Source organism: Luteococcus sp., assembly GCF_043424415.1.
Lineage (GTDB): Bacteria > Actinomycetota > Actinomycetes > Propionibacteriales > Propionibacteriaceae > Luteococcus.
Map to the genome: position 1 here is coordinate 1 of NZ_JBHWOO010000167.1, position 10,523 is coordinate 10,523.

Here is a 10,523-nt window from a genome sequence, read left to right on the forward strand (position 1 = left end):
CCAGTCCAGCGCCTGTTGGTAGCCGAAGCCCGAGACCTGCTTGTCGATCCACCGCGGGCTCCAGCTCGGTGCGCGCTCACCGATGACATGGCGGGCCGCGTCTGGATTGCGGCGCAGCCACTGGTTGAGCTCGCGGGCCAGCACGTCGACCAGGTGCTGGTGCGATCCGTCGGCGACAACATCGGCCAGCAGGCTGCCTGCTACGGGGCTGACCTGGTGCTCGCGCAGCCGGGGAAGCACCGACTGGTCCACCATGGCGGCGACGTCGTCGTCCTTGACCTTGGCCAGCAGGAGCCGGGCTCCGCGCACGAGCTGTGCACCCAGCCGCCGGCGGTTCTCGGCCGACTGCAACCACCTTGCGGCACGTCCGGGAAGGCCGGCCTCGGCGATCTTGTCCTGGATGATCTGCACGGTCAAGAAGTTGTTGGTGACGAATTCCTGCAGGCTGCGCCCCAGTTCGTTCTTGCGCCGCTTCACCAGCGCCGTGTGGGGGATGGGCAGGCCCAGCGGGTGGCGGAAGATGGCGGTCACGGCGAACCAGTCGGCCAGTGCGCCGACCATCGCCGCCTCGCTGCCGGCATTGACCCACCCGAGCCATCCTTGGCGCACGTCGCGCAGCGTCAGCAGGTAGAGCACGGCCGCGAGGACGAGCAGGCCGGTGGCGAGGGCGCGCATCCGGCGCAGGTCGGCGCGCCGTTGGGCGTCACCGGGGGAATCGGTCATCAGGCTCACGGCACCAGTCTGGCGCATCGGCCCAACCGGTCAGTCCTCGACGAGGGCCGCCAGCAGGTAGCATTCGGCGCATGTCTGCCATGCCGTTCGACCGCCAGTCACTCGACAGTGACCAGCAAAGGGCCTGGCGACTCCTGCTCTCGGTCAACTCCCAGCTCTTCAGCGCCCTGAACAGCCAGTTGCAGTCCGACAGCGGCATGTCCTTCCAGGACTTCGACGTGCTGGTGTACCTGCGCGAGAGTCCCGATCACCGGCTGCGCATGGGGGCGCTGTCGCGGGCCCTGGGCTGGGAACGCAGCCGCACCTCGCACCACGTGGTGCGGATGGAGCGGCGCGGGATGGTCCTTCGCCAGCGCGTTCCCGGCGACGGTCGCGGCGCCCTGGTGGTGGCGACCGGCGAGGGCATGAGACAGCTCGAGCAGGCCGCACCCAAGCACCTCGACCTGGTCAAGGAACTGCTCTTCGGCGGGATGGACCCTGCCACCACCGTCAACCTCGCCGATGCCCTGTCGGTGGTGGCCCGCAACCTGGGGTACGTGCCGGGGCCCACCTGGCACCACGACGAGCCGGGCGAGCCCGGCATGGAGGAGAACGAGTAGTGCTGACCAGTGAGATCGACGAGCGCCCCGGGACTACCGGGGGAGCCGTCCGCGCCGACGACGGCTCCGGCAGGGGAGGTCGCTGGGCGGTGGTCGTCTCCGCCCTCGCACTGGCGACCACGGCGCTGGCCTCCGGCGTCCTGTTCAATGGCTTCCTTCGCCTCGCCCGGCTCCCAGGCCCGACGCCGGCACTGGACCGCGTGCCTCCCGGGCCAGAGGCCGACCAGGCCGTGGGGCTGATGCAGGCAGGAGCTTGGCTCTTCGTCCCGGCCGGCCTCCTCATGCTCGTCGGGCTGGTGGGTGGCGTCCGTCTGGCGCGGCGCCCCGATTCCTTCGCCAGTGGCGTGTGGGCCATCGCGCTGGCTGCCGGCTGCCCCGTGCTCGCGGTCATGCTGCTGACCGGCATGGGTGCCACCTAGGCCGATCCCGCCAGCGCAGTGCAGCAGGGCCCCGTCCGGGATCGGCTGGGGCCCTGCTGCACGGGTGCGCTCAGTCGCGCACGATCATCGCCATGCCGCCGAAGGGGGGCAGCGAGACGGTGAACCCTCCCAGGGCGTCGACATTGTCCACCTTGCGGCGGGTCGTCAGGTCGAAGACGCGTCCCTGCGGGATGTGGTCGGACTGGACCCGGGCGGTGAGCTTTTCGGCCCCGAAGTTCAGCGCGGTCACCTGGATCGCTCCGATCTCCAGACGGTTGACGAGCACCAGCAGTGCAGGGTGTGCCACGTCCGGGGTGTCGACCAGCTCGGCGGAGGCGATCCCATTGCGCTTGCGGACCTTGAGCACCTGCGCCAGGCGCGAGACGAAGGAGTTCGGGTTCTCGAGCTGCTCGGGCAGCGAGCCGTACAGGGCCCGTGCGCGGGGCATGCCCGAGTCGGAGGTGGTCGCCTCGGGGTTGGCCCCCAGCAGGTCATAGGCGCCGCGCTCGATCCAGCGGGTGTCACCACTCTCGATGAGCTTGGAGACGGTACCGCGGTCGACCGGCAGCGCACCCACCAGGTCCCAGCCGGACAGGGCGAAGACACCGGGCTGCCAGGCGTTGTACATGCTCAACAGCAGGTGCGCCTGGGTGATGCGCCGGGTCTCGGCCTCGCCGATCTCGTCGAGGTCGGTGATCCCCAGTGTGGCGGCGACGATGGAGGCGGTGGTGCAGGCGATGCCGTTCTGGGTGAAGACGAAGTTGTAAGGTCCGGCCTCGCCGGTGAGGCGGTCGCGCATGGTCTGGCGGATGTGCTCGCTCATCTCGGCGCCGGTCCAGTCCCGGCCGTCGAGGTGGTAGACGTCGTCCTTGTGGTTGTTCGCGAAGTGCACCAGCTCGTAGGTGAGCTCGTCGTGGTTCTGCAGCGCATGCACCAGCGAGGCCTGGTCGATGCCGATGCCGGCAGCCTCGCGCAGGGTCAGGCGCAGGAATTCGGTGTCGGCGGTGGCCATCGCGTACTGGTAGGCGGGCCGGGTGACGAAGTCGTAGCTCAGGTCCGGGCCGACGGCGGAGGTGTTCCTGATGTCGTCCATGCCCAGGTTGAGCTCCTGGAAGGTGAAGCTGCCCACCTTGCGCACCATCGAGCCGATCAGCTGGTTGGCGGCCTGGGACAGGGGATGGCCCTCGGACCAGGCGGGGGTGGCGTCGACGGACTTCTCGACGCCCAGGAAGCCATTGGCGTCCAGGCGCAGGCCGCCCGAGCCGAGGTCCAGCAGCGAGTGAAGTGCGTCGCCCATCACCAGTCGCATGCCGGCGAAGGTGGCGTCGAGCCAGTTGATCGACGGCTGGCCCTCCTTGAAGTAGTGCAGGTAGACCCAGCGTCGCTTGACGCCCTCGCAGTCGTGGATCTCGGGGGTGACCGACCAGTTGGTCTCCTTGACGCCCGGCTCGTAGAAGATGACGCGCTGCAGCTCGCCGATGATGTAGCCGGCCTCGGCCAGGGCCCGCTCGCTGGCGGCATCGAGGTTGGCGGCATCCTGCCCCTTGGGGACCTCCGGCAGCAGGTGCCAGGCATCCTCGGGGATGTCGATCATGTGGTAGATGCCGGGGTAGTCGCGGTAGTTCAGCTCCGCCAGGCGGAAGTCCGCGCCCTTGCCGGTGTGCCCCGGGATGATGTCGTCGATGATGGTGCCGCGGTGGCGCGCGGCGTTCTCGCACATGGTGCGGAACTCGGCCTCGGTGCCGAAGACGGGGTCGATCGCCATGCTGATGCGGTCGAAGTGTCCGTCGATGCTGGGGGTGGGCTTCCACCCGGTCAGGCCGCCGGCGAGCTTCACCGGGCCGGTGTGGATGGCGTCGATGCCGATCTGTTCGAAGGTCTCCCACAGCTCCTCGGAGCCCAGGGCGCCGAGGAAGGACTGGCCCTCTTCGGTGATCATGCTCAGCGGGTAGGCGGTGAACCACACCGACGCGGTGGACACGGCGGCCCGCGGGTCCGGGGCTGCGAAGGGGTTGGCCCACATCTGGTGGTTGCCGGCGAGCTGACGGGCCACGGTGGTGGCGTCGCTGAGCATCGACTGGCTCTCCAGCCACTCGACATAGGCCTTGTTGCGACCGTCGGCCTCGAAGGGCGGCGTCAGGGGGCTGGCACCGCGTCCCTGGCGGTGCCGAGTGGCACGTGGGCGCACGATCGCCGGACGGGCCGCGAAGCGCTGCTGCTCGAAGCTCGTCTCCGGGAGGATGTCCTCCAGCGGGATGCCCTCGGGCGTGGTCTCGTCATGCGCCTCAGCGGCGGTGGCGGGCTGCTTGGGCTCGGTCTTGGGGTGCTTGGTGCTCACCGCTCCAATCTAGTGGGGCCAGCACCCCAGCGCGATCCTGACCGGCCAGGCTCTCAGCGTGGGACCCGACTCAGCGGCGATTGCGCAGCTTCATCAGCTCGCGTCGCTGGGCAGGGGTCAGGGAGTCCATGCCCTTCTCGCTGATCTGGTCCAACAGCTGGTCGAGGCGTGCGGAGTCCTGCTCACGCTGCTGGTGCTGCTTTCGTGCCTGTCGCTGTTCCCGCGTGGGACGCGAGGGGTGTGTCTTGCGACGGCCGGGGATCTGCTCGACGTGGCCCAGGAGACCCAGCCAACGGGCCAGGACGGCCACCAGCATGAAGGCCAGCGCCATGCTCAACAGGGAGCCGATGGCGCGTCCCGCGAGCATCGCCAGGGCCTGGATCCCGACCAGGACGGCGCCGATGATCCAGGCGGGGATGTTGAAGAAGAAAGGCCGGTTGGGGTTCTCGGCGATCCACAACAGCAGCACGACGAACTGAACCAGCCCGATGCCGGCCAGCAGCGTGCCGCCCAGCGCAAGACCGACGACGGTGGACGACAGGGTCAACGCTGCCCAGATGCCGACGAGCAGCTGCGCCATGCGCACCTTGCCGAGCTGGCTCTCCAGTTCAGTGCCGAAGACCCAGAAGAAGAAGAGGTTCAGCGCACCCCACAGGCTGATGGGATTGGCCAGCGGCCAGGTGAGAACCTTCCAGAAGGCGCCACCAAGCAGGTCCTGGGGGCTGTAGGCCAGCAGCGTGGGGGCGGCGGGGGCGCCGACCGAGACGAACCAGGACAGGATGACCAGTCCCACGACCAGCAGGGTCGAGCCGACCTCGGTGCGACCGATCTTGAACCAGTGGTCGCGCAGGTCATTGCCCATCGAGAAGTATCCGCTCACGCACCCATTGTCACAGATGGGCCAAGGGCGGCCACCCCTGGCATGAACCGCAGCCTCCCACCTCGGACGTGACAACGGGGTCGCCCCCAAGGGAGGCGACCCCGTCACCGGTGTCCTGCGACGATCAGATCGTCAGGCTGCGGGCGACATTGCGAAGCTTGTGGCGGGCCAGGGCCAGGTTCGCCTGGTTGCGTACACGAACAGGCCCTTGGTGTCCTCGTTCATGACGTTCACCAGGTGGTACTGGCCACCCAAGGTGATCAGGATGTCCTCGATCTCGTCCGACAGGCCCATGTCGGCCATGGTGCGCAGCTTGGTCTGGATGACGCTGGCGTTGCCGGCAGCGGCGCCGTCGAGGTTGAAGCCGGGGTTTCCACCCGTGGCCAGGGCCATGCCGGAGCTGAGGTCGACGATGGCAGCGCCGGTGGCGCCCTTGATGCTCAGGAGATCCTGGATCGACTGCTGCAGAGGGCTCATGGACGAGTTCCTTTCCAAAGGAGCGCCGAGGTGCGGCGCATCTGGTGTGGGGGACCCGGTGGGGTCGCCGTGTTCGGGCCCAGTTGAGGGGCGTTGACGGGGGAGTCCGGTGTGACGGCCCTGGGCTCGATGGAGTCCGCGTCCGTTGGTCCGTGGTCGTGGGACTCGTCCTGCGACGGGGCAGGGGCCTCACGGCCACTGAACCACTCGAAGATCCCCACGATTGCCTCAACCCCAGTCAACGACGATGGCTGCTGGAACCATCCGTCGTCCCCCGACGACGCCTTTCACTCTGGGGAGGACGGCTGACCGCTGTCGACCTCGCGAGACTTTGCTGGGGCTTCTTTCAGTCACCCCACAAGGAAGCGGCTGGCCCGGAAGCCATCGAATCCGTCGGCGGACCGGTCGTCATCGACGACGACACCGCGCGCCGGAGAAGCGACCATCGCATCGTCGAGTTCGTCGTCGGTGATCTCGTCGGGGCGCACCACCTGGCACACCATGCCATTGCGCATGATGACGATCCTGTCGCACCAGCCACGCAGTTCGGTGGGGTCCGAGGAGATCAGGATGGCCGAACCTCCCTGTTCTGTGTGGTTGTAGATCATCTGGTAGAGGTCCTGCCGGGACCGCACGTCCAGACCGCGGGTCGGGTGGTTGAGGATCAGCACATCCGGACCGTCATTGATCCAGCGCGTCAGGGCCACCTTCTGCCGGTCGCCTCCGGAGAGGTTGCGCAGCGGTTTGTGGGCGCTGGTGGTGCGGATGTTCATCTGCTTGATGATGCCGACGATCTCGCGCATGGCCGCCATCTCGGAGGCATCCTCGCCGTCCTGGCCCTTGGGCATCAGTGTGCGGGCGATGCTCTCGTCGTCCTCGGCGCGCAGTCTGCCCTCGGTGGCGAATAGGCCACGCCGAGCCCGGTCACGCCGCTGGTGGGGTCCACGGCTGCCTCACCGACGGTCATCTCGACAGTGACTTCCTGGTCCTGGCCGGTGAGGGCCTCCGCGAGCTGGTGCATGCCGCCGCGGCGGGCGGGGCCGGTGAGTCCCAGGACCTCTCCGCGGTACAGCTCGAGGTCAATGTCCTCGAGGGCGGAGCTGTTGAATCCCTTGACCTGCAGGGCCAGTTCCTCACGGGCATGTCCGCTGCGGTCGGCCAGCTGGATCTGTTCGCGGGTGAGCAGCAGGGCGGCCATCTCTTCGACGCTGGCTTCCCGGCGTCGACGATGCTGAAGATGCGGCCCTCTTTGAGCACTGCCACGCGGTCGGCGACGCGTTTCATCTCGGACAGGCGGTGGGTGATGCAGACCGCGCTGACGCCGCGTTCGTTGAGTCCGCACAGCACGTCATGCAGGTCGTCGATCTCACGGCGGTTGAACAGGGCACCGACCTCGTCCATCAGGATGACGCGTGCGCCACCGACGCCCATGCGGGCCATCTCGACCATGACGCGCTCGAGCCCCGACAGGCTCCCGAGTCGGCCATCGACGCTGAGGCCATAGCCGTGGTCGGCGAGTTCCTGAGCTGCCTGCTCCCGGATCTCTTCGTGGGGAAGGCCGGTGCGGTAGAGCGCCTGGGCGACGGTGAGGCGGGGGTTGACTGCCAGGTCCTGACGGATCATGCCGACGCCGCGAGCCATGGCCTCGGACTGGTTGTGCACCTGGTACTGCAACTCGTCGAGAAGGATCTGGCCGGAATCTGGCGGGTAGTCGCCGGCCAGCAGGCCCATCAGGGTGCTCTTGCCGACGACGTTCTCACCGATCAGGCCCAGCACCTCGCCCTTGCTGAGGTCGAAGCTGACACCGCGAAGCACGGGACGCCCGCCGTGGCGCTTGGTCACATTCCGGAGCGAGAGCAAAGTTTCCATCGAGGTGATTCCCCCATCACACCTGGGTCATGTCGAGGACCCAGGGCGTGGCTCCAGCCACACCGCGACACCCCCGAATCGACCTGCGAACAACGAGTCACTGTACGAGCACCGGCGGGGTGTCTGCTCTGCACCGGCACCCCAGACAGCAGATCGACAGGCCGGAACCACCCAGGACCCACCCCTGGCAGTACATTGGCCTTCATGAGCCATGTGACCGAGCGTGTCCTGCAGTGTGCTGGTGATGGCGTGATCGCGATCGACACAGATGGCCGGGTCACTGTCTGGAATGCCGCCTGCGAGAAGCTCTTCGGCCACCGGGCGGAGGACGTCATGGGGCAGCAACTCGACTTCATGATCCCCGAGCGCCTCCGCCAGGCACACGACAAGGGCTTCGAGAAGGCGATGGCACAAGGCCATGTGTCCACTGACGGTGCACCACGCCGGACCAAGGCGATCCACGCCGATGGCTCCTCGGTCTATGTCGTGATGACCTTCGCAGTGGTCACGGGGGAAGACGGCAGCTCTCTGGGTTCTGTGGCCGTGGCCCGTGAGTGGGTCCGGGAATGACAGTGGAGCTCCCGGCGCCGGGGGACGGGGGAGAGGCGACGGTCTGCCGCTTTCTGGAACAGGTGATCGGCCTGGTCGACGAGGGGGAGCTCGATGCCTCACCCAGTGAGCGGGCCTATCTGGCAGGAGTTCTCCAGGGCCTGCGAAGCATGCAAGGCGTGGAACCGACACCACGAACGCGAAATGGCCCACTGCGTGAGGCGGGGTGCTGCTGTGGACCACACGGCGTACGCCAACATTGCTGTACATCAGAGGACCATTTGTTGTACATTGGGGGAGTGAGCACCCCGAAGAGTACCCCCGGAACCCCCCGTCAGGCAGTGGGATATGTCCGCGTCAGCACCGCGGACCAAGCCGTCAATGGCATCAGCCTGGAGGCCCAGCAGGCCACCCTCGAAGAGGAGGCCAGACGTCGTGGATGGAGCCTCGAGATCACTGCCGACAAGGGGAGTTCCGGCTCGACCATGGAACGTCCAGGGCTTCGTCAGGCCATGGCCCAGCTTGATTCCGGTGAGGCCGATGTCCTCATGGTCGTGCGCTTGGATCGACTCACGCGCTCAGTCGCAGGGCTCGGCGAGATCCTGGGCAGGGCCCAGGACAAGGGCTGGGATGTCGTGATGCTCTCACCGGGAATCGACACCACCGATGCCGCTGGGCGCTTCACCACGAACATCCTTGCCTGCGCCGCACAGTACGAGCGGGACTTGGTGAGCGTCCGCACCAAGGAGGCCTTGGCCCACCGGAAGGCCTCGGGGGCCAGCCTTGGCAGACCTCGAGGCATCGACGACGACATCGTGGCCAGGATCCTTGAACAGAGGGCACGGAAGAAGTCATTGCGGGCCATCGCCGAGCAGCTGAACACCGAGGGCGTGCCCACGGCGCAGGGAGGTGCCAAATGGTACGCGTCGACGGTGTCCGCAGTGGTGAAGATGTACAGCCCGGCACCATGACGGGGAGGAGCGATTCAAAGGGTATTTTGTCATAATGTAGCTTATCGGTCATTGACCGCCTCTCAAGAGGCCAGGCCATCGAGCACCCAATGCCCTCTCACGGCGGTCAGTGACGCGACTCCCACAAGGCCTGCACGTGCTCGTGCACGAGCTGCACGACGTGCGGCTCGGCGAGCGGCAGGAAGTGTCCGGCGCCCGCGACCGTGACATTGGTCGCACCGTCCAGGTGCGTGCCGTTGGGCACCATCTCGTCCCAGGCCGAACCGATCGACACGATCCTGGAGTTCAGGACCAGCTCGGCCGCCAAGGCCTGGATCACCAGTCCGGCGGGCGCAAACATGCCCAGGGGCGTCCTGGCGAGGATGCGCCAGGACAGTGAGGACCCCCCCGAAGGGTGATCCCACGGCGACCAGGCCAACGGCCCTCTCCCCCGGCCTCACCTCGTCCAACATCACCCGCTTGCCGATCAGGCCCCCCTTCGAATGGGCCACGAGAACGGCTGGCGAAGGCACCTGGCCTGCAAGGGCGTCGGAGACGATGGCGGCCGACTCCTTGAGGGATCGTCCATTCCAGCCAAGGCCAGGCACAGGGTGGACCGGGTGCCCCATCTCGTTCAGGGCGCGCGCCAGCGGCACCAGGAAGCGCCACGGCTCCCAGATCCCAGGCAGCAGCACCACTGGCGCCAGATGGCCCTGTCGGAAGGCATCCAGCGGTGTGCGATCCACGTACGGCCAGCGGCGTCCGCCACGCAGCATGGCTCCAGTCGCGAATGACCACGGCCACCCGCTGCCAGCGATTCATCGGCCCGCCACCTCTGCGGCGGTCGCGGCCACCTGGTCGGCGTCGTCGACCAGGATCTGATGGGACGCACCCTTGACCAGCGTCACGGAGCCTTGGGCGCCACTGCGCGTCAGGAGCTCATTGGCCCACTGGCTGGTCGACAGGAGGTCGTGCTCGCCCCTGACGATCTCCAGACGCCCTCCCAGGCCCTGGATCCGGTCTTCCAGCGGATGATGGACGAGCGACGGCAGCACCTCCCACGGCCAGCCCAGGCCCATCTGCAGGTATCCGCGGATCGAGACCGGCGCCGCGCCGGGCCGTTCTCTCAGCGATCCCAGGACGAAGGCCAGCAGGAGGCGTGGAATGGTGCGTCGTGGCGGATGGGCGACGGGCGCCACCAGGACCATGAGACCGCGAAGGTGCTGGTGCTGGCGGGCGAGCTCCACCGCAACCTGGGTGCCCATCGAGTGGCCGACCAGAACGGGGGCTTCGATTCCCATCCGGGCCAGGACGCGTCCGATCGACTCCGCGAAGTCCGCGATGCCCATGGGCCCCTGCGGCCGCGCCAGGTCACCGGAGCCCGGCATGTCGACCACCAGGATCCGTCCGTGGGGACGCAGATGGTGCACGGTGTGGTGGTAGAGCCGCGATGCAGTGCCCAACCCGTGCAGCAGGACGAAGATCGGTGCAGGATCCCCGGCACGGGCAGGGAGGTCCCAGACGCGGAACTGCCGTCCCCGGTCCCAGAACTCCCGCTCGACGGCATCCACGGCGGGCTTGTCGCTCACCGGACGCTCGCCACGCAGGACCGACCGGAGGAGGTCCCACACCAGTCGCCCCCGGTGGGACGCAAGCTCGCGCGCCTGCCACCAGCGGAGGCCATCGACCCTTCTCACTGCTCTCTCCCCC

Annotated in this window: 12 protein-coding genes and 1 pseudogene; 4 read left to right on the forward strand and 9 right to left on the reverse strand. The window is 67.7% G+C overall.

Going from position 1 to position 10,523, the window contains the following annotated elements:
* A partial coding sequence (locus ACHFFZ_RS10015; protein WP_394276492.1) for a DUF445 family protein occupies nt 1-723 on the reverse strand: 723 nt, incomplete at its 3' end.
* 80 nt (nt 724-803) lie between these two features.
* Between ACHFFZ_RS10015 and ACHFFZ_RS10020 the strand changes: the two genes are divergently transcribed.
* Entirely contained in the window at nt 804-1,331 is a 528-nt protein-coding gene (locus ACHFFZ_RS10020; protein ID WP_394276483.1) for a MarR family winged helix-turn-helix transcriptional regulator, read from the forward strand.
* Entirely contained in the window at nt 1,331-1,750 is a 420-nt protein-coding gene (locus ACHFFZ_RS10025) for a hypothetical protein (protein WP_394276484.1), read from the forward strand. Before ACHFFZ_RS10020 ends, ACHFFZ_RS10025 begins: the two co-directional genes overlap by 1 nt.
* A 70-nt stretch (nt 1,751-1,820) precedes the next feature.
* On the opposite strand, the gene treS is transcribed toward ACHFFZ_RS10025, so the two are convergent.
* The 6 genes and pseudogenes from treS to ACHFFZ_RS10055 all read right to left on the reverse strand — a co-directional run.
* A complete protein-coding gene (gene treS, locus ACHFFZ_RS10030) occupies nt 1,821-4,088 on the reverse strand; it encodes a maltose alpha-D-glucosyltransferase (RefSeq protein ID WP_394276485.1) in 2,268 nt (755 codons plus the stop codon).
* Nucleotides 4,089-4,158: 70 nt separating this feature from the next.
* Nucleotides 4,159-4,968 (reverse strand): hypothetical protein, encoded by an 810-nt coding sequence (locus ACHFFZ_RS10035; RefSeq protein ID WP_394276486.1) that lies wholly within the window; start codon nt 4,966-4,968, stop codon nt 4,159-4,161.
* Between the two features lie 132 nt (nt 4,969-5,100).
* The gene (locus ACHFFZ_RS10040) at nt 5,101-5,445 is read right to left on the reverse strand and encodes a roadblock/LC7 domain-containing protein (protein WP_394276487.1); all 345 of its coding nucleotides are present in this window, start codon (nt 5,443-5,445) and stop codon (nt 5,101-5,103) included.
* Between the two features lie 350 nt (nt 5,446-5,795).
* Entirely contained in the window at nt 5,796-6,293 is a 498-nt protein-coding gene (locus tag ACHFFZ_RS10045) for a hypothetical protein (RefSeq protein WP_394276488.1), read from the reverse strand.
* A complete protein-coding gene (locus tag ACHFFZ_RS10050; protein WP_394276494.1) occupies nt 6,293-6,643 on the reverse strand; it encodes a hypothetical protein in 351 nt (116 codons plus the stop codon). Before ACHFFZ_RS10050 ends, ACHFFZ_RS10045 begins: the two co-directional genes overlap by 1 nt.
* 254 nt (nt 6,644-6,897) lie before the next feature.
* Nucleotides 6,898-7,314, reverse strand: a pseudogene (locus tag ACHFFZ_RS10055) (ATP-binding cassette domain-containing protein); the annotation flags it as partial.
* Nucleotides 7,315-7,518: 204 nt separating this feature from the next.
* Between ACHFFZ_RS10055 and ACHFFZ_RS10060 the strand changes: the two are divergent.
* Nucleotides 7,519-7,884: a PAS domain-containing protein gene (locus tag ACHFFZ_RS10060; RefSeq protein WP_394276493.1), complete on the forward strand. Its 366-nt coding sequence runs from the start codon at nt 7,519-7,521 to the stop codon at nt 7,882-7,884.
* Between the two features lie 278 nt (nt 7,885-8,162).
* Nucleotides 8,163-8,834: a recombinase family protein gene (locus tag ACHFFZ_RS10065; protein ID WP_394276489.1), complete on the forward strand. Its 672-nt coding sequence runs from the start codon at nt 8,163-8,165 to the stop codon at nt 8,832-8,834.
* A gap of 106 nt (nt 8,835-8,940) precedes the next feature.
* On the opposite strand, the gene ACHFFZ_RS10070 is transcribed toward ACHFFZ_RS10065, so the two are convergent.
* Complete coding sequence (locus ACHFFZ_RS10070) at nt 8,941-9,174, reverse strand: hypothetical protein (RefSeq protein WP_394276490.1); 234 nt, start codon at nt 9,172-9,174, stop codon at nt 8,941-8,943.
* A gap of 457 nt (nt 9,175-9,631) precedes the next feature.
* Nucleotides 9,632-10,402, reverse strand: coding sequence for an alpha/beta fold hydrolase (locus tag ACHFFZ_RS10075; RefSeq protein ID WP_394276491.1), 771 nt, complete (start codon nt 10,400-10,402; stop codon nt 9,632-9,634).
* Nucleotides 10,403-10,523: the final 121 nt, after the last annotated feature.

Bases quoted from the DNA above. Each gene is read 5' to 3' on its own strand.
- ACHFFZ_RS10020 (WP_394276483.1), top strand. From the start codon at position 804: ATGTCTGCCATGCCGTTCGACCGCCAGTCACTCGACAGTGACCAGCAA.
- ACHFFZ_RS10040 (WP_394276487.1), bottom strand. From the start codon at position 5,445: ATGAGCCCTCTGCAGCAGTCGATCCAGGATCTCCTGAGCATCAAGGGC.
- ACHFFZ_RS10045 (WP_394276488.1), bottom strand. From the start codon at position 6,293: ATGCCCAAGGGCCAGGACGGCGAGGATGCCTCCGAGATGGCGGCCATG.
- ACHFFZ_RS10050 (WP_394276494.1), bottom strand. From the start codon at position 6,643: ATGGCCGCCCTGCTGCTCACCCGCGAACAGATCCAGCTGGCCGACCGC.
- ACHFFZ_RS10060 (WP_394276493.1), top strand. From the start codon at position 7,519: ATGAGCCATGTGACCGAGCGTGTCCTGCAGTGTGCTGGTGATGGCGTG.
- ACHFFZ_RS10070 (WP_394276490.1), bottom strand. From the start codon at position 9,174: ATGTTTGCGCCCGCCGGACTGGTGATCCAGGCCTTGGCGGCCGAGCTG.